This window comes from Alteromonas sp. ABE4_545 (genome assembly GCF_056161325.1).
The window spans coordinates 72236-95809 of the sequence record NZ_JBSWYY010000014.1 but is presented as its reverse complement, the minus strand read 5'-3'; the positions used below and the strand labels follow the sequence as shown (position 1 = coordinate 95809).

Here is a 23574-nt window from a genome sequence, read left to right as displayed (position 1 = left end):
CTAGCTACACTGCTTCAGTTGTTTTGCAACATGATACGCAAATTCCGAAGGAACCGCATTCCCAACTTGTCGGTAGCATGATGTCATACTCCCGATAAACTCATAATCTATGGGAAAAGACTGGACGATTGCAGATTCTCTAATTGACATTCTTCTATGGTTTCTGGGGTGTTGAATAGCACAAACCCCTCCTTTACCATTACCTCTTGCCAATATTGTAGGGGAAGGTTTATCTGGATTTGTTGTACGGTGCCCTGTGAAATTTCTATTCGTCACTTTATACTGAGAATAAACGTGATTGACGAGGTTGTGATTTTCTTCTGGCTCAGGAATTTCTTCTAATGCTTGTCCGATAGTGGTCCACGGTTTAAGGCCTTCTTTTAAGCACTTACTTGGTGATGCGTGTGACGCTTTTGGATATTCGTATTCAAAGTCTACATCATTACGGGTACCCACGAGAATAACCCGCCATCTAGCCTGTGGTACACCGTAGTCCGCCGTATTAAAAAGTCTTTTTTGCATTCTATATCCAGCTGACTCAAAATCACTTTCAATTTTCTTTATAGCCGCCCCTTTACCTAAACTCAGTATACCTCTTACATTTTCAGCAAAGAAAAATTTAGGTTGCTTATCATTAACAACCCTAAGAAATTCAAGATAAAGTTTGTTACGCTCATCCTCTTCAAAACGCAGCATATTTGCTTGTGAAAATCCTTGGCATGGAAACCCACCTATTACGACATCGCAGTCAGGTATCGAATCTGTAGGGATATCTTCTATTTTGCCGTGAACAATATGATCACCGATATTACGTTTATAGGTTGCAACTGCATCCTCATCAAAATCATTTGCCCAAACTATTCTAAAACCAGCCTTTATAAATCCTAAATCTAAACCACCAGCACCGGAAAATAACGAAACTACTTTCATAAGTCGACCATATCATCACTGTATATAAAACCATATAAAAATAACAAACCTAACCCCGATAATAAATAGACTTTTGCACGCCGAATCACAACTGAACCATAGGACGTTTTGCTTCGGCAAGCTTAATAATATAAGGCTCTATTATCGCTAATATGGCAATCGAGCTTACACCAAGCCTTTCAATAGAATAGAAACGAGTACAATGTAGTAGTTTGCTTTAAATAAAATGTAAGGCTAAAAACAAAAAAACCCCGACCATTTCTGATCAGGGCTTTTGTATGAATGGTGCCTCGACCCGGGATCGAACCAGGGACACGCGGATTTTCAATCCGCTGCTCTACCAACTGAGCTATCGAGGCACATAAACTGTGCTCATTAAGCTTCGAATTTCTTTGCAAAACTTTGCAAGTCATTTCTAAGTGCTTAGCAACTTACTTCTCATTATATCTCAGTTACTTGCGTGAATGAAAGCAAAAGACACTTTGCATTTTCAATCCGCTGCTCTACCAACTGAGCTATCGAGGCACATAAACTGTGCTCATTAAGCTTCGAATTTCTTTGCAAAACTTTGCAAGTAATTTCTAAGTGCTTAGCAACTTACTTCTCATTATATCTCAGTAACTTGCGTGAATGAAAGCAAAAGACACTTTGCATTTTCAATCCGCTGCTCTACCAACTGAGCTATCGAGGCAAAATCTTTTGCGCGTTAGGTTTGTTACAACCCGTTGCGTCGTGGGTGCGTATTTAACGGTTTTCTCGAAGCCAAGTCAACCGCTTTTTTCAAAAAAATCACCAACTGCGCACTCTTTAAGCAAATCGATTAAATAATCACTTTTTAGGCGGTGGCACATAGCCTTCGATGGTGGGTTCTTTGCCTTCAAACAAAAATGCTTCCATCTGCTCTTCTAGGAATTTGCGGTCAGTCGGCTCCATCATGTTCAACTTTTTCTCGTTGATCAGCATGGTTTGCTTTTTTTGCCATTCTGAAAAAGCTTGCTTCGAAATATTATCGAAAATACGTTTGCCCAATTCTCCTGGGTATAACTGAAAATCTAAACCGTCGGCCTCTTGATTGAGATGCTGACAAAATACTGTTCTACTCATGTTTCCTCTCTTCGCTTATAAGCGAGATTTAAGCTCTTCAATAATTCGTTTTACTGGCGCAGCTAAGCCTACCGGTATAGTTTCGTGAATATCAAACCATCGCGCATCACTGTCATTCACTTCAGGCCGAGGAGGCTTGGCTAAAAACAAAACCGCGGGCGTTATATCCAAATGAAAATGACTAAATGTATGCCGAAATGGCGTTAAGGCCGAATGGTCGTAGTCTAGCACACCTAATTGCTGCACGGCGGCTTCTGCTTGAGCGTGATCTTCTCCGTCGATCAACCCCCATAATCCACCCCATATGCCTGCTGAAGGGCGTGGAGCCAAGCGTATTTTGCCGTTATAGAACAACACCCACATTGTTGATTGCTTCACCGGAATTGCCTTCTTGGGCTTTTTACCCGGAAATTCACTTTGTCGGCCTTGTGCATAAGCTAAACAATCACTTTGCAGTGGACAATGGTCACAATCAGGTTTTGACCGTGTACACGTCATGGCCCCTAGGTCCATCATCGCTTGGGTATAGTTGTTCGCGCGCTCAACGGGAGTGTGCTTGGCAGCATATTCCCACAGCGTATTTTCCACCTTTTTTTGCCCCGGCCACCCTTCTACGGCATAAAACCGAGCCAATACACGCTTTACATTACCATCTAAAATCGGGTGTGATTGCCCGCCAGCTATCGACAAAATAGCCCCCGCCGTAGAACGCCCAATCCCCGGTAACGCAATAACATCGTCAATGTAGGTAGGAAATTCTCCTTCATATTGGGCCACCATCATTTGTGCGGCTTTATGCAGGTTACGCGCTCTGGCGTAGTAACCTAGCCCAGTCCAATGATGCAGTACGTCATCCTGCGGCGCATCAGCTAATGCCTTTATCGACGGGAAACGCTGCATAAAAGCATTAAAGTAGGGGATCACGGTCGTCACTTGTGTTTGCTGCAACATGATTTCCGAAATCCATACGCGGTAAGGCGATATTGATTGTTGCCACGGCAAATGCTTTCGGCCGTGCTGATCAAACCAGGTTAAAACCCGCTTTGAAAAACTGTCTTGCATGCTATGTTTATTCTGCACTATGAGTTTGCACGAAGTGTATCAATGTTTCGCTGAACACCGTATAGTTTGGCCGCAAAAATCCATCAAAGATCGAAAAGATAAGAGCAATATTACATGACCGCGACTGTTTTCTTACCCGGCACCTTATGTGATGAACGTGTTTGGTTGCCTGTTTGGCGCAAGTTAAATCTCTATCAACGTCGCTATGTACCATTGCAGTGGGCCACCAGCTTTGACGATATGATGGCATTGACCAGTGACAGAGTATTACCCGACGAAAAGGTTCATATGGTAGGGTTTTCGATGGGAGGCTATGTTGCTACTGAATGGGCCAAGCGAAATCCTGATTCACTCGCATCACTCACTTTAGTGGGTTATGCCGCCCAAGGCTTTGACGAGAGTGAAGTAAAGCGCAGAAAGCAGTTAGTGCACATATTGGAGAAGGGGCAATTTAAAGCCGATGAAATGAGCTATATCGAAAGTTTGGTGCATCCTAGCTTTCACTCAGACTCTATGTTCATGAATTACATAAAAGAAATGTCTGCAGATTTAGGTGGGAAAACCTTACTTGCTCACGTTAAAAGCACAACGCCACGACAAAACCGCATTAGTGAACTTAACACCTTATCTTGCCCAATACATATTGTTGCCGGTGACAACGACCCACTCACGCCACGGCCTAAACTAGAAGAAATGGAAACAATGATAAAAGGCGCGTCTTTGCATTTACTCAAAGACACCTCGCACATGTCATTGCTTGAAAGGCCTCAAGCGGTAGCAAATTTATTGCAAAGCTGGCTTGCTTAGTCTTTTTTATTTTGTCACTTAAGTCACTGTGATCACACTAATATTGAGTTAAATAGTGGCTCAAGGCATACTGACAGTGATAAAAAATCATACAATTAAGTGAGGCTAAGCGTTGCAATCAGGCGCGTAGCCTGCATAATGCGCGACAATTTTTAACTAGCAGAGCTGTGAGTAATGGGACAGTTTAAATCAGAAGCTGAAGCAGAAGCCGCTGGCGTATACGTTAGCAAAGTCAAAAGTTATGTAAAACGCGAAGGCCGTCTCACCAATGGTCAAGCTCGCGCACTAGAAACTTATTGGCCCACCATGGGTGTTGATTACCAAGACACCCCGATCAATTTTACCGAACTATTTGGTCGCGACGCGCCCGTTGTATTGGAAATTGGCTTTGGCATGGGTAAGTCTTTGGTTGAAATGGCCGCTGCAGCCCCTGAGTTAAACTTTTTAGGCATAGAAGTACATCGCCCCGGTGTTGGCTCTTGTTTGTCTGATGCTGGTGAAGCTGGACTAACAAACTTAAGAGTGATGGAGCACGATGCCGTTGAAGTGCTGAAGAACATGATCCCAGAAGGCAGCTTAAGTCGTCTACAGCTTTACTTCCCTGATCCGTGGCATAAAAAGCGTCACCACAAGCGCCGTATTGTTCAAGCTGAATTTGCTGAAGTGATCCGCTCTCGCCTAACTATTGGTGGTAAATTCCACATGGCGACAGATTGGGAACAGTACGCCGAGCATATGGCTGAAGTGATGAATGTAGCGCCGGGCTACAAAAATACTGCGTCATCAGGTGATTATGTTGAACGTCCTGATTATCGCCCTACAACAAAGTTTGAAGTACGCGGCCAAAAGCTTGGTCACGGCGTATGGGACCTAATTTACGAGCGTACTGAATAATGCTAGCGCCACAAAGCCAACTGTTAATAAGAAACATCGAGTTATTTGACGAAGGCGACTGGTTGGTCATCAACCCAGCTGATGCCTATATCGGTAACGATATTGAAGCCCAACCGATAACTTTTTTGCACCAATACTTTGATATCTTTTCGCAAAGTGTATCGGGTATAAATAACGTGCAGTTTGACAGTCGCGATGTGGCATCTAAAGCTTATGGCTTTAATGTGCAGGCAGAATCTGGCCTGCACACTCATCATTTTTGTCCGTTTTTACCCAATGACAAAGTCTATACCGACATTTTAATTCACATGCCGAAAGCCAAAGCACAACTTTCTTTGTTGTTAGCCATGGCTATTCCGTCGTTAAGTTTAGATGGGCGTATTCACCTAGTCGGTGAAAACAAAGGCGGCATTAAAAGCGCAAATAAGATATTGACCGAATTTGGCGATGTCGAAAAGGTTGATTCAGCACGCCACTGCAGCTTGTTAACCTGCCATGTCAACGCCGCAGTAAAACGCTTTTTACCAGATAATTGGCATCAGGAAATTGACTATCAACTCAATGATGTCACTTGGCCTGTTTACTCCTTACCTGGCGTATTCAGTCATGGCGAGCTCGACAAGGGTACCAAGCTATTATTAGAAAAAATGCCGCAAAGGTTTACTGGCTCGCTACTCGACTTTGCTTGCGGCGCAGGGGTAATTGGCAGCTATTTGGTGAAGCAATCTCCCCAACTAAAAGCAACGTTGAGTGATATTAGCGCCTTGGGCTTGTATTGTGCCGCGCGTACGGCCGAGCTCAACAATCAGACTTTTACCTTAACCGCTTCGGATGGATTAAAAGGGATTTCTGGGCAATTCAACCACATTGTTACCAATCCCCCCTTCCATACAGGTATAAAAACTGACTATAGTATTACCCATGATTTTATTGTGGGCGTGGGTCAACACCTATCACCCAAAGGGTCACTTTATTTGGTAGCAAACCGTTTTCTACCCTACCCGGGGCTTTTGGAAGCACAATTTTCTCCCGTGCATACCTTAGCTCAGGACACACAATTTTCGGTTTACTACGCCACTAAATAGTTGAGCTTCTACGCGAAAAAACACGCTGAAAAACATCAAGCGTCAGAAGCTGAGCACGGTATAACGAAAGAGGTTGTTCGTGAAAGTTGTTTTCGCTATCTCAGAAGTAGAAGAACTGGTTAAAACTGGCGGCCTAGCTGATGTCGGCAAGGCCCTACCTATTGCGCTGAAAGCACTGGGTCATGAAGTCACTATTGTGATGCCCTACTACCAAGCTATTGCGCAGCAATATCAATTAAACAATGTGGGCGAAGAACAAACCCTGTTTACTGGCGGTAAAGTTTATCACTTCACTGTTAAACAGTTGGAATGGCACAACATTAATGTTTACTTTGTTGACTACCCTGAATATTTCGACCGCAATGGGCTATACAGCAGTGAATACGACGCTTATGCCGACAATGGCGAGCGCTTTAGTTTTTTCAGTGGCGCGGTATTACACACATTACAAGCGCTGCAAATTGAAACCGACATCATTCATTGCCACGACTGGCATACTGCTATGCTGCCGTTTTTACTCAAGCATGATCGCAGTGCATTTTTTGCCAATACAAAAACGGTATTTACCATTCACAATGCCGCCTTCCAAGGCGTGAATAAACTTAACGACATTCCTTTTTTACGCCACCACCCTGCGGTATTAAGCCAAGTTCACGGTGGCTACATCAATATGTTGCAATCTGGCATTGAGTACGCAGATAAAATTACCACGGTTAGTCCTAATTACGCTGATGAACTACTCACCGACTTAGGTAGCCACGGCTTACACGAACGTCTGGTACTTCGAAAGCAAGATTTGAGCGGTATTCTAAACGGCTGTGACTATACCCAATGGAATCCTGAAACAGATGCGTATTTACCCGTTCATTATTCGGTAGACAACTTTGGCGGTAAACGCGATTGCAAAACTAAGTTACAAAGTGCGTCAGGCTTACCTGCTCACCCCGATGTTCCGCTTATTGGTATGGTGTGTCGTCTCACTGAGCAAAAAGGTTTTGGCTATATCGTGCCGATACTAGACCGCCTAATACAACACAACGTGCAAATGGTTATCGTGGGTACTGGAGACCCCAAAGTGTGCATGGATTTGGGTGAATTTGCCCACCAACACCCAGAGCAATTTGCTTTTATCAATGGGTTTAGTTCTGAACACGCCCACTTAGTAGAGGCCGGAGCAGATTTCTTCTTAATGCCGTCTCAGTTTGAACCTTGTGGTCTAAACCAAATGTACAGTTTGGCCTATGGCACCTTACCCATTGTACGAGCGGTTGGCGGCTTGAAAGACACCGTCGTCGATTATGAAGCCAATCCTGATGCAGCAACAGGTTTTGTGTTCGACATTCCCTCACCGCAAGCTCTGCTTGATTGTATTAGAAGAGCCTTGTTGTGTTACCACGAATCACCTGCGGTGTTCCGCGACATTCAAATAAGAGGGATGAAAACACGGTTTACCTGGGAAGCGGCGGCCTTACAGTATGCCGACCTTTATTCCGCCACTTTCGTATAAACCGAGTTAAGCCACAATTACGTCAAATCGTCGCCAAAAAATGGCGATTTGGCGTAAAAACGCGGTTGTCATAAAAATAACCCGGTAATACCTAAAATGTTCCCTTTTCTTTTCACTAATATTGGGCCAATATTAGTGATAAATATCTGTAATTAGTCATGTTCATAACCTTATGACCCAACCGAAAATTAAGTTCTCTATACAGAGTATTTTTCTGTGGGCCGTGATGATTGTGGCCAGCACAACTCTCCTCATTTCTTCTGTTGTCTCTATTCGCACTCAGATAAAAGGCTATCAACAAGAGCAGATTGAAGATGCCAGTATGTTGGCTGAGATGATCGCCATTAACACAGCGAATACAGTGGACGAAAAAGCACTAGGCGATACAAACAACGAGCTAAATAGTTTATACGCCGCCGATTTCGTAACGCATGTTCACTTGTACAAGTTCGATGAAACAGGCGAATTAGCGCGTTTTACTACTTTCAACCAGTCTGGCAATAGTTCGATACCCGACCAAATCGACCGGCTTTCGCGTTTTTATACGCCACAAATCACAGATGACGCTATTGAGGTAGCTCGCCCAATTAACGTGGGAGAGCGAACCATTGGTTACGTATACTTGAGAGCCAGTGCAGAAAGCATCGACGAGATGTTTAGCTCTTTGATCATGCACCAGTTACTATTCAGTGTGATCATCCTTGCTGCTTGCCTGTTAGTCGCATTTAGAACAGTACATTACGTAAACTCGCCGATTAACGCACTAACGGGTTTGTTGCAGCGCATTGCTCGCTCGCGTGATTATTCACCTCGGGCAGAGCCGTCGAATATACGCGACGTCAACGCGCTATCTGATGCAATTAATTCAATGCTGTCTAGAATGCAAGACTACATGCTCAGACAACAACGAGCGGAAGAGCAACATCGCAACCTCAATGCCAGTTTGGAAGACATGGTAAATCAGCGAACTATTGCCCTCAAAGACGCCAACCAAGAGCTGATTCAAACACTCGAAAAACTCCACCAATTTCAGCGCCAGATTGTTCAAAATGAAAAAATGGCCTCTTTAGGCGACATGGTGGCTGGTGTGGCTCATGAAGTTAACACCCCAATTGGCTTAGGGGTTACGGCATCGACTATGATGCTCGACCGACTCGCAACAATTAAAGAGCAATTTGAGAACAAAACACTCAAAGCCAGTGCGATGGCCAAGTTTATGGCTGAAAGCGAGGAAAACCTCAATATTATTTATCGCAACCTCAATCGCGCAGCCGAGTTAATCTCGAGTTTCAAACAGGTCGCTGTCGACCAGTCGAATGAAAACGCGCGGGTGCTCGATTTAGCTCAACTGATCAGTGAAATTCTTTTATCTTTACGCCCAAGGTTGAAGAAAGTTAACCACAAAATTGATGTACAATGTGAATCAGGGTTAATTATTGAAACTAAAGCCGGCCCGATTAATCAAATCCTTATCAATTTGATTATGAATTCAATTATTCATGGATTTGAAGGCATTGAAAATGGCAACATAGAAATCGTTGCTGAAATAATGAATTCCAGTAAACTGAAATTAATTTACAGGGATAATGGTAAGGGAATTCCAAGCGCAATACGCAAGCGTATCTTTGATCCTTTTGTTACCACAAAACGGGGGCAAGGCGGCTCAGGGCTTGGGATGCACTTGGTTTATAATCTCGTCACTCAAGGTCTTAATGGCTCAATATCACTCACAAGTGAAGAAGGCCAAGGTGTCGAATTTATGATTATTTTCCCGGTAAAAGTAAAAAATTCGGCATAAATCTGTAATTTAGGTACAATAAGTGCTTGAATTTCGGTCTATGACCCCAATACCAGAGGTAACTGGTGCAATTAATTGCAAACAAACCGCTGAAGTGTTAAATAAATTAACAAATCTACCTTTTTAGAATGTAATAGAGTGTGAGCAGATGCAGACGCCAAATATACTAATAGTCGAAGATGAAGTGGTAACGCGTACCACATTGAAGAGTTTGTTTGAAGCTGAAGGATACAATGTATTCGAAGCGGAGAACGGCGAGCAGATGCACGACTTTTTTGAAAATCATGCCATCAACCTAGTGATTATGGATATTAATCTACCAGGCAAAAACGGCTTGATTTTGGCACGTGAAGTACGTGACCGTAAGAACGTCGGCCTTATTTTCCTAACTGGCCGCGACAACGATGTAGACCGTATCCTAGGTTTAGAAATTGGTGCTGATGATTACCTAACGAAGCCATTTAACCCGCGTGAACTGACTATCCGTGCACGTAACCTATTGGCTCGTACTACCAGCACAGCGGAAGACGACGATTTACCAAGCCGTGTAAGCTTTAACGGATGGACATTAGACGGCGACAGCCGCTCACTTATCGCACCAAGTGGTAATGAATTCCGCCTACCTCGCAGTGAGTTCCGTGCACTTCACTTGTTCTTGAGCAACCCAGGTAAAATCTTGACGCGTGAGCAATTGATCATGGAAATGACAGGCCGTGAACTACGCCCGAATGACCGAACTGTAGACGTTACGATCCGTCGTATCCGTAAACACTTCGAGTCTGAGCCTAACGAAGAAGAATTGATCGTGACTATTCACGGTGAAGGTTACCGTTTCTGCGGTACCGTTGACGCTTAATTAGCATCAACACCGAAATAGGTAGATAACAAAAACGCAGTCCAGAGACTGCGTTTTTTATTTGTGTCTGTTACCAAAAAGCAACAGCAGGGCGACTATTCACCCGCCACTTGCATTTTGTTTAGTAAGACCGAGCCGGTTTGCACACCACCACGTACGTCTTGGTCGGCACCTATCGCAATGATATTGGCGTACATATCTTGCAAACTGCCTGCAATAGTCACTTCGTGCACGGGATATTGAATTTCACCGTTTTCCACCCAGAACCCTGCTGCTCCACGAGAGTAGTCTCCGGTGACGATATTCACGCCCTGCCCCATCATTTCGGTAACCAGCAAGCCAGTGCCCATCTCTTTCAACAAATCGTCGTCAGAGTGCCCTGAGTTCCCTATTATCCAGTTGTGAATACCACCCGCATGACCGGTAGATACAGTATTGAGTTTACGCGCCGAATAAGTGGTATAAAGATAAGTAGAAAGCTGGCCTTTATCGACTATCGTCATGTCTTTGGTAGCTACCCCTTCGCTGTCGAAGTTGCAGCTCGCCAATGCCCCTTTCAGGTGTGGTCGTTCAATAATGTTTAACCACTCAGGAAAAATTTGCTGCCCGAGTTTATCGAGCAAGAACGAAGAACGTCGATATAAGCTACCGCCGCTGATAGCACTGACATAATGACCGAATAAACTGGCGGCAATTTCTTTGTGCATTAGCACAGGCACACTGCCCGTTTTTATTTTGCGACCGCCCAAGCGAGAAACTGTCGATTCAGCTGCTTTTTTACCCACCCACTCTGGGGTCTCCAGTAAGTCGGGGCGACGATTCACCGTATACGCATAATCTCGTTGCATTTGGCTGCCTTCGCCAGCAATTACCATGCAGCTGAGGCTATAACGCGTGCTGGGGTATCCGGTATTTATACCATGGGTATTGCCGTAAACTCGCATGCCCATATTAGCGTTATACGAAGCACCGTCTGAATTTGAAATACGTGGGTCTGCATCAAGCGCTGCGGTCTCAGCCGTGATCGCTTTTTCAATTGCCGCTTCTGGGTCAAGAGGCTCTGGGTGATACAAGTCCAAATCTGGGAATGAGGTGGCCATAAGCTCTGCATCGGCCAAGCCGGTGCATGGGTCTTCGCTTGTGTATTTAGCAATATCAATGGCTTTCTCAACGGCCTTTGTCAGTGCTTCTTTGCTCAGGTCGGCTGTTGAAGCGCTACCTTTGTGCTTGCCTACATACACGCTAATGCCCAAGCCACCATCATTGGTAAACTCTACATTCTCAACTTCTTTTAAGCGAGATGAGACCGCAATGCCTTCTACCTTCGACATGCTGGCTTCAGCTTGGGTTGCACCTTTCTGTTTGGCAAGGTTTAACACGTCTTCGACCTTGCTTTGAATTTCAGCCAGTTGTTGCTCTATTTGCATATCAGTTTCGCTATTCCAGTCAGTCTGTCATAATTAGCAGCTAGACACAGTGTAACACCTATGAGTATCCAATGAGTGATCGATCTACCCATCAAGGCGACGAGCCTTTGCACGATGATGAAGGCCAGTTTGAATCAGACGAATACGTAAGTAAGTCTGAACTCAAACGGTTATCTGCTGAGCGTCAAAAGCTCGGAGAAACGATTGTTGGCCTGTCTGCAGCGCACCTAGACACCATCCCGTTAGATGATGATCTATCTGACGCTATCGCGATTGCCCGTAGAATTAACCGTAAAAAAGACGGTTACCGTCGTCAGCTACAATTTATCGGTAAATTAATGCGCCAGCGTGATGTTACTGACATTGAGCAAGCGCTAGACAAGCTCGTCAATAAACACAACTCCGAAAACGCCGCCTTTCACCGATTAGAAAAAGCGCGTGAATCTATTATTGATGGCGGCGATAAGGCAATTCAATCTCTGATTGAATCTCACCCTGATCTAGACCGCCAAAAATTGCGTCAATACCAGCGCGCTATCAAACGTGAACGTGAGAAGAACGCGCCACCCAAAGCGTTTCGTGAGCTATTTCAATACCTCAAAGAAACAGTGGGAGAGGACATCTAACAAACAAGGTTTGTTAAGACGTTCCACCGACGGTTAGTTCGTCAATTTTGAGTGTCGGTTGGCCTACGCCAACTGGCACGCTTTGCCCGTCTTTTCCGCATACGCCAACCCCTCTATCTAGGGCTAGGTCGTTGCCGATCATGGAGATTTTTTGCATTACCTCTGGGCCATTTCCTATCAATGTTGCCCCTTTTATCGGCGCAGTAATTTTCCCGTTTTCAATAAGATACGCTTCTGCACTTGAGAACACGAACTTGCCAGACGTAATGTCTACCTGACCACCAGCAAAGTTAGGCGCGTAAATACCTTTATCGATAGAAGCAATAATCTCTTGTGGATCGTGTTGGCCCGCCAACATATACGTGTTCGTCATGCGTGGCATTGGCAAGTGAGCATAAGACTCACGACGTCCATTACCCGTGGGATTAACCCCCATCAAACGCGCGTTCATCTTATCCTGCATATAGCCTTTCAGTATGCCGTCTTCAATTAGCACGTTGTATGCTGAAGGTGTGCCTTCATCGTCGATCGACAACGAACCCCGACGGTTCTCCATCGTGCCATCGTCTACCACTGTCACGCCTTTTGCCGCCACCTGCTCACCAATACGGCCACTAAAGGTTGATGCGCCTTTACGGTTAAAGTCGCCCTCTAATCCATGGCCCACTGCTTCGTGAAGTAACACACCAGGCCAACCGCTACCCAATACCACTGGCATAGTGCCCGCAGGTGATGCCACCGCTTCCATATTCACGCGGGCCATGTGCAAAGCTTCATCGGCCAAATGTTCGTACATAGGGCGACCATCGTCTTTATTGCTTTGGAAAAAGCTATAGCTATGACGCCCACCAGCTCCCGCCGAGCCTCGTTCACGACGCCCGTCTTTTTCAATGAGAGCCGAACAGTTCAAACGCACTAAGGGGCGAATATCGGTTGCAAAAGTACCGTCGCTGGCCGCGACTAAGACTTCTTCATACACGCCGCTCAAACTCACTACCACTTGATTGGCGAGCGACTCGTGCTTGCGAATGTATGCATCAACAGCCCGTAAAAGGGCAATTTTTTCTGCGTCTTCTAACGCTTGAATAGGGTTATCCGCCTGATAGCGTTGTGCTGGCTCAACCTTACCCAAGCTCGACACCTTTTGCTTACCCTCGGCAGGCGCAATACTCCGAGCAGCAAGACTCGCTTTTTTAATCGCTTCTGGGCTGATATCGTCAGAATAGGCAAAACCGGTTTTTTCGCCGCTGATGGCACGCACACCAACACCGCGTTCAATATTGTAGCTACCTTCTTTGATAATACCGTCTTCCAACACCCAACTTTCGTGTTGGCTAGATTGAAAGTAAAGGTCGGCATAATCGTTCTGGTGCGAATGAATGGAAGCCAAAGCGGCTTCAAGTTGCTGACGGTCTAAACCCGAATCAGTCAACAAATGTGTTTCAACTTGATCTAACAAAATCACTCCTAAATCGATTGTGTTGCTGAACAGGCATCGACTGCTTATATTTCTTTCTTGATGCAACGTCTATACGCGCCTGAATCAGGCCGGGCGCAGTTTCTCGTTCTGCCAACATGTCGCCCCATGGCGAATAAATAATGCTATGACCATACGTTGTGCGTCCGTTTGCATGAACGCCTGTTTGGCCTGCAGCAACAACAAAACATTGTTTTTCAATTGCTCTGGCACGTAACAAAGTATGCCAATGGGCTGCACCTGTGTGTTGCGTAAATGCGGCAGGTAACACCAGTATGTCGATATCGCCCATCGCTTCGAATAACCCCGGAAAGCGCACATCATAGCACACTGCCATACCCACTCGCCCTAACGGCGTGTCTACAACAACCACTTGCTTACCAGGCTCGGTATACCGAGACTCTTTATATGAGCCTGTACTGTCGTCAACAAGTACGTCAAACAAATGAATTTTTTGATACTCCGCAATACTGCCCCCTGTGGGATCAAAAACGAATGACGACGCGGTAAACTTGCCTGCCGTATCTGCCAGTATTGGCATAGTGCCAGATACAAGATAGCACCCATGCTGTTTGGCTAACTGGCTAAGCCGCGCTTGAATCGGCCCGTCTCCACGTGTTTCTGCATTCGCCAGTTGCGCTTTGTCGCTGCCACCAAATAACGCAAAGCACTCCGGTAATACCACCAGTTTGTCACCTATTGCATTTAATTTGGAGAGCGATTTGGCCACACTGTTTAAGTTTTCATCGACGTTCGGTGACGATGTCATTTGTATTGCAACCAAATGGGTCATTCTATGCCTCCCACAACCACGTTCACGCGTTCTAGATCAGAGTCAGTTAATGGCGGCACATCAGTTTTGCTCGTCTCAGGGCTAGCCTCTGGACCAGAAATAGGTACATCTTTGCTGTCTCGCCCTAACTCTTCAAACACAGGTGCATCTAAGGTCCCTGTGACTGAATAATTCACATTAGAAATGACCTTTGCCGATGTTAGCACCTGATCAAGCGCCAATGCTGCAATAGCAGTGGGCGGATTCACCATGAAATACACCAGAACAGGTAAATTACCGGTCACATTTGGCGCAAATGATACGTGATAGTTTAATTCCCGACTGGCTAAATTAGTATAGCCATTGATGGTGATTTCTCCTGCACCACCGTCAATCACAGTATCTTGCGTATTTGCGACCCCTTTCTCTATTTGCATGCTGCCGTGCATATCATCGTAAAAGAAGCCTTTTGCAAATACATCTCTAAAATCTAAGCTCAGTTTACGCACAAGAGAATTCAAACTGAATAACGTAAGAATACGCGACCCCTTGTCGCTGATTTCTGTTAAATAACCGTCGGTGAGTTTCCAATTGATATCACCATCAACTCGCCCAAATTCAAAACCAAACGGTGAGTCAGCCCAATTTAGATCGAACTTCATACTGGCTTGAGAATCTTTAATGCCTGAGTTCACACCATATTCGTCTAGCATGCGGCCAACATCTTGGCTGTTTACCGAGCCTAATAAGCGCGTGTGGTTTTGCCCCGACTGTATTGTCCAATCGCCTGTCGCTTGAAGCTTGCCGTGGTTAGCCTTAGCATCAAAGCGTTTAATATGCAGACCATTGTCGACTTTCACCACTTCCAAGTCGATTTCCCCCATGCGTTTTTCAAGCACTACGCAATCACCGCAATGAAACCGAATGGGCGGCAATGTTGTTGGGTCCCAGTGGTGTTCCACTTTGTCTTCAGACGCTTTCCAGCGATTAAAGCGAATAAAATCGGCGTCGATATCAATGCCCTTTTCTAACCATTGGTCGTACAGGTTCACTACCGCTTTAGCTTGTGCAGAGCTGATGTCCAGTTGCCAATTGTTACTGTGCTGTTTGGCGGTAATATCAACATTGGTCATGGTTTGGCCGGCAATGACCAAGTTTTCTGCCTCGATGAAAATACGCTCAGGCACACTGAATAAGCCAGGCTTTCCTTTGTTGTTCGACGATGTGCTGTTAACCACTAACTCTATGGCTTTATACCAGTCAGTCACATTCACTACATCTAGGTCTGCCGAGATACTAAACCCCACGCCAAGGCCAACAAAATCACTTTCGCCTAGGGCGAGATGCGCACGAGAAAAGTGTTTCTCTTTATGGGGAATAATGCCGTTAAAACGCACTTCGTTACCTAATGACGCAGTAACCGTAGATGCCTGCTGGTCGCCTTCACTTGTGAGCATAAAGGGCATTTCTGTTTCTTTGCGCTTAGCAAACGGATAAGGCAAATCTGACTTCAAACCGGTTAAATCGGTTTGCAATGTGGCGGTGTATGTAAAACCCGAAGAAGGCAATCGCACCCAGATATCAGCTAGCCAATCAGATGTACCTTCAACGTACTCGGCAAATGCCGGACGATAACGCTTTATCATTGGCGTTAGATCCCAACCGCCTTTCACATGAAAGTCTAACAAATACGCTTGGGTATCTTTTTGGCCTTCGAAATTGGTGACAATGGGCTGACCAATGAGGTTAGCTTCTAACCCGTCGGCTTTAAGGTTGTCATTGTCAAAGTGCAATGCCCCCTTTACATCTTCGAGCAGCATATCGAGGCTGGCGACATAAATTTGGTTACCGGCGAAATACGTTGTACCTTCAACCGCCACTTCGCGGCTATTAAGGGGAATAGACAACTTGATATCGGCGTTAACCTTGCCATGAACATTAACTTCCTGCGACAGCACCCTACCCAGTGTTTTCTTGATGCCACTGTTCTGGATAAGTGCGGTCACTGCTTCTCCCGCCCCTTCGCTGTTCGCTTCCAACGTTAATGTAGACGACCCCTTTAACTCAGGAATATGCCCTCTTACATTGGTGAGTTTAACGTCCATTAACTGGCTAGATGGGCTAAACAAACTAAGGCCGTTGTTTTCAAACAGTAACGAGATATTTGCATGGGTTAAACTTGGCCAATCTTGGGCGAATAAAAACGTGGTGTCTTTGAGGTTCACTTCAGATTGGAACACCCCTTCGTGATCGTCGAACGGGAAAGCATTAACGGGGCCTTGCCACAATACGGTAGCGCCAGTTATTTCACCATCACCGACAAATGCACGCTTGAGGAAAGCCGCTGTGTTTTGCCCCATCAGAGGTGCAGGCATCAAACTGACAACCTGATCGTTCTGTATCGCACCTATGCGCGTTGCAACCGACAGCTCTTTGTTACTAAAATCATAACGAAGCCCCTGCGTCACAGAGAACTTTTCACTGTTCAATTGCATGTCATCAATTAACAAAACCCAATGAGGTGCGCCGTCAATTTGAGGCTGCTCAAATACTCGGAGATCTGCGCTCAGCGCTTTTATAGGGAGGTTTTGAGTGAGTAAGTTGTTAATGGCTAACTCGGTATTATCGGCTTCAACTGACAATACGCCTTGTTTGTCATGCCAAAAAAAATCGGCATCCATCGATTGTAAACCAGGAATGTTCCCGCTTTGTTGCCAATGCATATCAAAGACCTTGGCTGCGATGCCTAATTTGCCATCGATAACCCCCATTTGAAGGGTTGCCAACTCAGCTTCAGGGCGCATTTTGTTGAGCACTCGCGTAGTTTCACGTGAGGCAAACAAAGGCGACAAGGCCACCAACGGAGACAGCGCCATAGGTTTTACTGTGTTCACGACAATACGTCCGCGCTTGTCTACGCTGCCAACGAAATCTGTCACCATATGACTGGTTCCAGCTTCAAACACTAACTGGTCAACGCGGAAGGCCCAACCGGTATTGGCAGGTACCGCTTGGATCATACCGCCGCGAATACGGGCTTCGAGTTCAATTTGATTATCAGTACCCAATGCGAGAGCGGTATCATCAAAATCGAGCTGCACTGCACTAAAGGCGTTGTCTGAAATTTCAGCCCATAAACTAAAATTACCTCGGCTTTCCAACAAAGGTTGCTCGGCGGTCAGCCACGTATTCACCCAAGGCGAAATATCGAGGTCTTCCCCTTTGGCGTAAAATAGACCATCGAGATTGCGCTTGTCGCCGTGTAAATCGAGTACAAACGATGACGAGTTGGCGGCGAGTTCTTTAACGCGAATTTCCCCGCGTCCTTGGTGGTGCTCGCCTTGGTTTACCCACACCAATTGTGTGAGTTCAAAGGTTTGATGCTCGTCGCCTTTTTGTAAGGTCACTTCGCCATCGTGAAGGGAAAAGCTTTGTAATTGATCGAGGAAAAGGCTGCGCAAAGCGTCAACCACGGGAAAGTCATTGTCGCCTCCTGCTTGAAGGCGGTCGGTATCAACGTCGAGAGACAGGCCCACCAAATCGAAGCGCTTGGAAGACAACATTCGTTGCGCAAGAGTCTGCCAAAAATCAACTTCAACGTACACTTCATCAATTTTAAGTGCCACAGGGGAGGACTGGTTTTGCGCCAACTCTACTTTATTCAGGACGATGCTAGGCCCTGTACCCTGCCAAACGGCATGCACACTGTCGATGGTTAGCGCTACACCATATTGACTGCTAACGTAATCTTCTAGAAGGTGCTTCTTGTCTTCTAGGTGTGGAAGCGCATAGCGCAACACACTCAGCAATACAGCAAATAAAACTAGAAAAACTGCCAGCGCTAGCCATAGCTTTTTGACAATAAAAGCGGCCAGATTAGCAAAGGTATTCACATCATTACCACGTCGTACTTATCTTGATTATACAAAGGCTCCGTTTGTACTTTAATCTGTCTTGAAACAAACACCTCTAGCTCAGCTAGTACGTGCGACTCTTCACCGAGTAATGCCTCGGCAACTTTAGGTGAGGCATACACCACAAACTTATCGGCGTCGTATGCGCGATTAACACGCACGACTTCACGCATAATCTCGAAACAAATTGTTTCGATGGTTTTCACCGTGCCACGCCCTTTACACACAGGGCATTCTCCACACAATGTGTGTTCTAGGCTTTCACGCGTGCGTTTACGCGTCATTTCAATTAAGCCTAACGCCGTAAAACCGTGAATATTGATTTTTGCACGGTCTTTCGCTGTTGCTACCTCTAGACTATGTAAGACACGTCTTTTATGGTCTGGTTCAACCATATCGATGAAGTCAATTAATATCATGCCTCCAAGGTTGCGCAATCTGAGTTGTCGGGCAATGGCTTGGGTTGCTTCAATGTTGGTATTGAAAATCGTTTCTTCGAGATTACGGTGTCCAACAAAAGCACCAGTATTGATATCGATCGTCGTCATGGCTTCGGTTTGATCGATAATCAAGTATCCACCTGATTTCAAATCGACCCGTCGCTCTAACGAACGCTGCATTTCGTTTTCTACGTCGTAGAGATCGAAAATGGGTCGCTCCCCCGGATAGTACTCAAGCTTGCGATGCATCTCGGGCACATATTCACGGGTAAAGTGTTGTAGCTCTTGATAGGACAGCTTAGAGTCAATGCGGATACGGTCGAGTTCAGTGCCCACAAAATCGCGTAAAACACGGCGTGCAAGGGGTAAATCCTCATACAGCACATGTGACTTTTTATTCTTCATACGCGACTGAATTTTGCTCCACAGTCGGCGTAAAAACGCAGCGTCTTGTTGTAGTTCGTTTTGGTTAACACCTTCGGCAGCTGTACGTAAAATAAAGCCACCATTATCATCACAAAACTCTTGCACCAAAGACTTGAGGCGCTCGCGTTCTTTTTCATCTTCAATGCGCTGCGACACACCTACATGAGTCACACTTGGCATAAACACCAAGTACCGCGACGGAATAGTAATATCTGTCGTTAGGCGTGCACCTTTGGTGCCGATTGGGTCTTTCACCACTTGCACCACGATATCCTGCCCGTCGCGCACCAACTCGCGAATGTCTTGTTTTTCGATATGACTGGTCGATACTTCTCCCACCACTTCATTGTGAATGGCGATATCTGACGCGTGTAAAAACGCCGCTTTATCTAGACCAATATCAACAAATGCGGCTTGCATACCGGGCAACACACGACTCACTTTACCTCGGTAGATATTTCCCACCAGACCACGCTTAGTGTGACGTTCAACGTGCACCTCTTGCAAGATACCATTTTCGATCAGTGCAACCCGTGATTCAGACGGGGTAACATTAATTAGTAGCTCCGCACTCATTTTATTACCTCAAATTCTTTCAACATCTGACGCACTTCAAACAAAGGCAACCCAACAACAGCACTGTAACTGCCATTAATACGTTTTACGAATTGCGCTCCTACCCCCTGAATGCCATAACTTCCAGCTTTGTCCTGAGGTTCACCTGTTTGCCAGTATGCCTGAATATCTTCGTCTGTCATCGGCCCAAATTCCACATCTGTTGCGATACATTGGGTGCGTTGTCGATACGTGTTTTTTATACTAACCGCCGTCAATACTTGATGGGTTCGGTTCGCCAAGGCTGTCAGCATGGCCTTGCAATCGTTTTGATCTGCCGGTTTACCCAAGGGCTTACCGTCGAGGGAAATGAGTGTATCAGCGGCCAATACAACCACATCATCACCATTTCGCTCGCATGCAACTTGATATCCAACCGCGGCTTTTTCACTGGCCAAGCGGGTGACTAATGTTTGTGCATCTTCACCTTTGTTAGGTGACTCATCGATATCAACAGGCATCACCTGATGCACAATACCCAATTGCGTGAGCAATTGGGTACGTCGAGGAGAAGCGGAGGCGAGGATAAACGGCATGTCATGTGATCCTAAGTTGTCGTCGCGCTTTGCGTAACAGCCAAAAAACCCACGGCCATAATGCCATTGATGTGACAACTGGCCACATATAGGCAACCCTGAATTCTACGTCGTCTATCATGTACATCAGCCAGAATGAAATCATATGAAACTGGGCGCTTAGCAAGCCAATGATGCCAGCTTGTTGCCACACCGAGTAATTGCGCAAGCGCTGATAATTAGCCGCCAACACATACACAGACAAGCTAATAGAAAAACTGTGAACGCCGAGAGTCGTTCCCATCAAAATGTCTAAGGCAAGGCCCGAAATAAAAGCCACGCCTACGTTCACGCGATGAGGGAGTGCCATCGCCCAGTACGACAAAACAATCAACACCCAGTCAGGACGATATTTATCGACTTGTATCGGCACCGGCATAATTTGTAAAACCAGTGCGATAAGAATGCTCAAGAGAATAAAGTAATTGCGCTTTTTCATCACCACACCTAGGCCCCATCATCTTTGATATCGGCGCCTGTCGCTGCGTCAGGCGCTAACTCGTGCTCTGATGGCCACAGTAATAACAGGTACTTCATGCGGTTCAGTCTTGCCATGGGCTCTACCGTAACTTGCGCAAAGGGACGACTTTCATCGCGTACTACGCGCGTGATTTTCCCTACCGGATATCCTTCGGGAAACACATTGCCTAACCCAGAAGACACCAACATATCCCCTTCAACAATATCAGCAGAGTGAGGAACATGTTGCAACGACAGTTCATCGAGAGAGCCGGTTCCAGCGGCAATAAAACGCACATTATTACGCACAATTCGCACGGGAATAGAGTGAGTGACATCGGTAATTAACAGCACCCGACTGTTAGTGGTACCCACTTCCATTACCTGCCCCACAATGCCGCGTTCATCCAGCACTGATTGACTCAGATACACATCATCAATGGCGCCTTTATTAATGAGCACTTGTTGGCTATACGGGTTTTGGTCAACGGCCATTAGCTCAGCAACGCGTTTACGCATTTCGGTTTTCACCGGCGCTTCAAGTAATTTACGCAGTTGATTATTTTCATTTTGTAAGGTGTCAAAGCGCTGGAGCTTTTCACTCATCAACAAAATACGGTTGGTTAGCTGCTTGTTCTCTTTAATTAACGATTGTTGCGATGCCAAACGCTCGGCACTGAGATTGAGCATTTCACTGGGTAAGTTAGCCATGTATTGCAGAGGGCTCATCAGTGAATTGAGGTAAACGCGGCTAGATTTAAAACCGTCGAATTTATGGTCTATTACGATCAACACAACCGACAGCAATAACGCAATTGCTAGTCGGTTGTGAAGTGAAGGACCGCGGGTAAATATGGTATCCATAAAACTATCAAGGCAACCCGAGGTTGCCTTGCTTGGTTATTCGTAGCTAAACAGGTCGCCGCCGTGCATGTCAATCATGTCGAAGGCTTTACCACCACCACGCGCTACACACGTTAGCGGGTCGTCTGCGATAACAACAGGAATACCGGTTTCTTCCATGAGTAAACGGTCGAGATCTTTCAGCAAAGCACCACCACCGGTGAGTACCATACCACGCTCTGAAATATCTGAAGCCAGTTCTGGTGGAGATTGCTCTAGCGCTACCATAACAGCCGAAACAATACCCGTTAGCGGCTCTTGCAAGGCTTCAAGAATTTCGTTGCTGTTAAGAATAAAACCACGAGGTACACCTTCAGCCAAGTTACGACCACGTACTTCGATTTCTCGCACTTCTTCGCCTGGGTAGGCAGCACCAATTTCATGTTTGATGCGCTCGGCTGTTGCTTCACCAATCAGTGAGCCGAAGTTACGGCGGATGTAGTTGATAATGGCTTCATCGAACTTGTCACCACCAATACGCACCGAAGATGAATACACCACACCGTTCAATGAAATGATAGCCACTTCAGTAGTACCACCACCAATATCGACCACCATAGAGCCGGTTGCTTCTGACACAGGTAAACCTGCGCCAATAGCCGCTGCCATAGGTTCGTCAATCAAGTACACTTCACGTGCACCCGCGCCCAACGCAGATTCTTTAATGGCGCGGCGTTCTACTTGGGTTGAACCACAAGGTACACACACCAAAACACGAGGGCTTGGACGTAAAAAGTTGTTGTCGTGCACTTGCTTAATAAAATGCTGTAGCATTTTTTCTGTCACGTAAAAGTCAGCGATTACGCCGTCTTTCATCGGACGAATGGCACGGATGTTACCAGGGGTACGACCTAGCATACGCTTTGCTTCCGCACCCACTGCAGCCACACTCTTTGGTCCACTTGCTCGCTCTTGACGAATCGCCACTACAGATGGCTCGTTAAGTACGATACCTTGGTCTTTAACGTAAATCAGTGTGTTGGCTGTTCCGAGGTCGATGGACAGATCATTGGAAAACATGCCCCGAAGCTTTTTAAACATGAAATGCTGGTTCCTGTAACATTAGGTTAGTTGGCGGCCGAATGAGGAGTGAAGTCTAGCCACGAACACAAATAAATTATACTGCGCACACTTTATCAACGGGGGCTAGCTAGAGCAAGTCGCGATAGCGTGACGCCTGATATTTTCCGATTAATCACCGATATTTACCAGCGACCGCACGTATTTTCCTGTCGTTGAGACAAACGGCTGCCCAAATTGTGCGTTTTACACGCTGCTCAACTCATATCAGTACACGCGGCAATGATCATCCATCACCGAGATAAGTCACATCACCAGTGCCAATGACGTAGTCAAAAGCAGACCCTGAACTTAATCGATACCGACAAAAAGCCTGTTTATCCTCACGGCGCGACTCGTCTTCCGAGTAATAATCACCAATCACTCTGAAGCCATCTACCATGGGCGACATGTTCATCAACTTGCGCCACACTTTGACACAACCTTCTCGGTTTGGTTCCACCAAAGGCCAACCGGTGTGGTTCATAGGAACAGGCGTACGTCCTCGCTCCCGACCCGCTTCATCATAATGCACCAACAACACCATACTGGGCTTATCATTCGCCTGCCAACGCCAATGGGTATTGGTAACACTCGACCCAAACTGCATGGCATATTCTTCTAATGTTGCCTTTTCACGCCCGGTATTGCCTGCGTTCAAATACAAGATCCCCCAAAGTAATGCTCCGGAAAAAGCAACAATAACTACTAAATTAACTAGGGCTTTTCCAACCGAAAATTTGGGTTTACGTTTCATGGTCATGACTCTGATGTTGTTTTATTTTGTCTGTTGCATTACGTGTGCGGTCATAGACTTAACAGTATTCATTAACAAATT

At 45.9% G+C, this 23574-nt stretch carries 20 protein-coding genes and 1 tRNA gene; 7 read left to right on the top strand and 14 right to left on the bottom strand.

The window, feature by feature from the left end; all coding sequences use genetic code 11:
• From ACXAH6_RS13530 to mutY, 4 genes are all read right to left on the bottom strand, one after another.
• A complete protein-coding gene (locus tag ACXAH6_RS13530; RefSeq protein ID WP_474877621.1) occupies positions 1-930 on the bottom strand; it encodes a DNA cytosine methyltransferase in 930 nt (309 codons plus the stop codon).
• 283 nt (positions 931-1213) lie between these two features.
• A tRNA-Phe gene (locus ACXAH6_RS13525) sits at positions 1214-1289 on the bottom strand.
• A gap of 469 nt (positions 1290-1758) precedes the next feature.
• Positions 1759-2034, bottom strand: a complete 276-nt coding sequence (locus ACXAH6_RS13520) for an oxidative damage protection protein (protein WP_474877619.1) — start codon at positions 2032-2034, stop codon at positions 1759-1761.
• 15 nt (positions 2035-2049) lie between these two features.
• Positions 2050-3114 carry an A/G-specific adenine glycosylase gene (gene mutY / locus ACXAH6_RS13515; RefSeq protein WP_474877617.1) on the bottom strand — a complete coding sequence of 355 codons (1065 nt, stop codon included), beginning with the start codon at positions 3112-3114 and terminating at the stop codon, positions 2050-2052.
• Between the two features lie 96 nt (positions 3115-3210).
• Here mutY and ACXAH6_RS13510 point away from each other — a divergent pair, with 96 nt between their 5' ends.
• From ACXAH6_RS13510 to arcA, 6 genes are all read left to right on the top strand, one after another.
• Complete coding sequence (locus ACXAH6_RS13510) at positions 3211-3903, top strand: alpha/beta fold hydrolase (RefSeq protein WP_474877615.1); 693 nt, start codon at positions 3211-3213, stop codon at positions 3901-3903.
• 174 nt (positions 3904-4077) lie between these two features.
• A complete protein-coding gene (gene trmB, locus ACXAH6_RS13505; RefSeq protein ID WP_474877613.1) occupies positions 4078-4797 on the top strand; it encodes a tRNA (guanosine(46)-N7)-methyltransferase TrmB in 720 nt (239 codons plus the stop codon).
• Positions 4797-5882 (top strand): methyltransferase, encoded by a 1086-nt coding sequence (locus ACXAH6_RS13500; RefSeq protein ID WP_474877611.1) that lies wholly within the window; start codon positions 4797-4799, stop codon positions 5880-5882. Before trmB ends, ACXAH6_RS13500 begins: the two co-directional genes overlap by 1 nt.
• Before the next feature lie 79 nt (positions 5883-5961).
• Entirely contained in the window at positions 5962-7389 is a 1428-nt protein-coding gene (glgA, locus tag ACXAH6_RS13495; protein ID WP_474877610.1) for a glycogen synthase GlgA, read from the top strand.
• Between the two features lie 226 nt (positions 7390-7615).
• Positions 7616-9187, top strand: a complete 1572-nt coding sequence (locus ACXAH6_RS13490; RefSeq protein ID WP_474877642.1) for a sensor histidine kinase — start codon at positions 7616-7618, stop codon at positions 9185-9187.
• 148 nt (positions 9188-9335) lie between these two features.
• Positions 9336-10043 carry a two-component system response regulator ArcA gene (gene arcA, locus ACXAH6_RS13485; RefSeq protein ID WP_474877609.1) on the top strand — a complete coding sequence of 236 codons (708 nt, stop codon included), beginning with the start codon at positions 9336-9338 and terminating at the stop codon, positions 10041-10043.
• A 95-nt stretch (positions 10044-10138) separates the two neighbouring features.
• On the opposite strand, the gene pmbA is transcribed toward arcA, so the two are convergent.
• A complete protein-coding gene (gene pmbA, locus ACXAH6_RS13480) occupies positions 10139-11470 on the bottom strand; it encodes a metalloprotease PmbA (protein WP_474877608.1) in 1332 nt (443 codons plus the stop codon).
• Positions 11471-11541: 71 nt separating this feature from the next.
• On the opposite strand from pmbA, the gene yjgA reads away from it, so the two are divergent.
• Positions 11542-12096, top strand: coding sequence for a ribosome biogenesis factor YjgA (yjgA, locus tag ACXAH6_RS13475; RefSeq protein WP_474877606.1), 555 nt, complete (start codon positions 11542-11544; stop codon positions 12094-12096).
• A gap of 13 nt (positions 12097-12109) precedes the next feature.
• On the opposite strand, the gene tldD is transcribed toward yjgA, so the two are convergent.
• From tldD to ACXAH6_RS13430, 9 genes are all read right to left on the bottom strand, one after another.
• The gene (tldD, locus tag ACXAH6_RS13470; protein WP_474877605.1) at positions 12110-13555 is read right to left on the bottom strand and encodes a metalloprotease TldD; all 1446 of its coding nucleotides are present in this window, start codon (positions 13553-13555) and stop codon (positions 12110-12112) included.
• Complete coding sequence (locus tag ACXAH6_RS13465; RefSeq protein ID WP_474877604.1) at positions 13539-14366, bottom strand: carbon-nitrogen hydrolase family protein; 828 nt, start codon at positions 14364-14366, stop codon at positions 13539-13541. The genes tldD and ACXAH6_RS13465 overlap by 17 nt, the downstream gene beginning before the upstream one ends.
• Complete coding sequence (locus tag ACXAH6_RS13460; RefSeq protein ID WP_474877602.1) at positions 14363-18238, bottom strand: YhdP family protein; 3876 nt, start codon at positions 18236-18238, stop codon at positions 14363-14365. The genes ACXAH6_RS13465 and ACXAH6_RS13460 overlap by 4 nt, the downstream gene beginning before the upstream one ends.
• Positions 18235-19701, bottom strand: a complete 1467-nt coding sequence (gene rng, locus ACXAH6_RS13455; protein WP_474877600.1) for a ribonuclease G — start codon at positions 19699-19701, stop codon at positions 18235-18237. The genes ACXAH6_RS13460 and rng overlap by 4 nt, the downstream gene beginning before the upstream one ends.
• Positions 19698-20276, bottom strand: a complete 579-nt coding sequence (locus tag ACXAH6_RS13450; RefSeq protein WP_474877598.1) for a Maf family protein — start codon at positions 20274-20276, stop codon at positions 19698-19700. The genes rng and ACXAH6_RS13450 overlap by 4 nt, the downstream gene beginning before the upstream one ends.
• Before the next feature lies 1 nt (position 20277).
• On the bottom strand, positions 20278-20754 hold the full coding sequence (gene mreD / locus ACXAH6_RS13445; protein WP_474877596.1) for a rod shape-determining protein MreD: 477 nt from the start codon (positions 20752-20754) through the stop codon (positions 20278-20280).
• Positions 20755-20762: 8 nt separating this feature from the next.
• Positions 20763-21638, bottom strand: a complete 876-nt coding sequence (mreC, locus tag ACXAH6_RS13440) for a rod shape-determining protein MreC (protein WP_474877595.1) — start codon at positions 21636-21638, stop codon at positions 20763-20765.
• 36 nt (positions 21639-21674) lie between these two features.
• Positions 21675-22718, bottom strand: coding sequence for a rod shape-determining protein (locus ACXAH6_RS13435; protein WP_474877593.1), 1044 nt, complete (start codon positions 22716-22718; stop codon positions 21675-21677).
• A 265-nt stretch (positions 22719-22983) separates the two neighbouring features.
• Entirely contained in the window at positions 22984-23493 is a 510-nt protein-coding gene (locus tag ACXAH6_RS13430) for a hypothetical protein (RefSeq protein ID WP_474877591.1), read from the bottom strand.
• Positions 23494-23574: the final 81 nt, after the last annotated feature.

Excerpts from the sequence above, each read along its gene's own strand:
- ACXAH6_RS13530 (WP_474877621.1), bottom strand. The coding sequence starts at position 930 with ATGAAAGTAGTTTCGTTATTTTCCGGTGCTGGTGGTTTAGATTTAGGA.
- ACXAH6_RS13435 (WP_474877593.1), bottom strand. The coding sequence starts at position 22,718 with ATGTTTAAAAAGCTTCGGGGCATGTTTTCCAATGATCTGTCCATCGAC.
- ACXAH6_RS13450 (WP_474877598.1), bottom strand. The coding sequence starts at position 20,276 with ATGCCGTTTATCCTCGCCTCCGCTTCTCCTCGACGTACCCAATTGCTC.
- ACXAH6_RS13510 (WP_474877615.1), top strand. The coding sequence starts at position 3,211 with ATGACCGCGACTGTTTTCTTACCCGGCACCTTATGTGATGAACGTGTT.
- mreC (WP_474877595.1), bottom strand. The coding sequence starts at position 21,638 with ATGGATACCATATTTACCCGCGGTCCTTCACTTCACAACCGACTAGCA.
- mreD (WP_474877596.1), bottom strand. The coding sequence starts at position 20,754 with ATGAAAAAGCGCAATTACTTTATTCTCTTGAGCATTCTTATCGCACTG.
- yjgA (WP_474877606.1), top strand. The coding sequence starts at position 11,542 with ATGAGTGATCGATCTACCCATCAAGGCGACGAGCCTTTGCACGATGAT.
- trmB (WP_474877613.1), top strand. The coding sequence starts at position 4,078 with ATGGGACAGTTTAAATCAGAAGCTGAAGCAGAAGCCGCTGGCGTATAC.
- ACXAH6_RS13465 (WP_474877604.1), bottom strand. The coding sequence starts at position 14,366 with ATGACCCATTTGGTTGCAATACAAATGACATCGTCACCGAACGTCGAT.
- arcA (WP_474877609.1), top strand. The coding sequence starts at position 9,336 with ATGCAGACGCCAAATATACTAATAGTCGAAGATGAAGTGGTAACGCGT.
- pmbA (WP_474877608.1), bottom strand. The coding sequence starts at position 11,470 with ATGCAAATAGAGCAACAACTGGCTGAAATTCAAAGCAAGGTCGAAGAC.
- ACXAH6_RS13430 (WP_474877591.1), bottom strand. The coding sequence starts at position 23,493 with ATGAAACGTAAACCCAAATTTTCGGTTGGAAAAGCCCTAGTTAATTTA.
- rng (WP_474877600.1), bottom strand. The coding sequence starts at position 19,701 with ATGAGTGCGGAGCTACTAATTAATGTTACCCCGTCTGAATCACGGGTT.
- ACXAH6_RS13520 (WP_474877619.1), bottom strand. The coding sequence starts at position 2,034 with ATGAGTAGAACAGTATTTTGTCAGCATCTCAATCAAGAGGCCGACGGT.
- ACXAH6_RS13490 (WP_474877642.1), top strand. The coding sequence starts at position 7,616 with ATGATTGTGGCCAGCACAACTCTCCTCATTTCTTCTGTTGTCTCTATT.
- ACXAH6_RS13500 (WP_474877611.1), top strand. The coding sequence starts at position 4,797 with ATGCTAGCGCCACAAAGCCAACTGTTAATAAGAAACATCGAGTTATTT.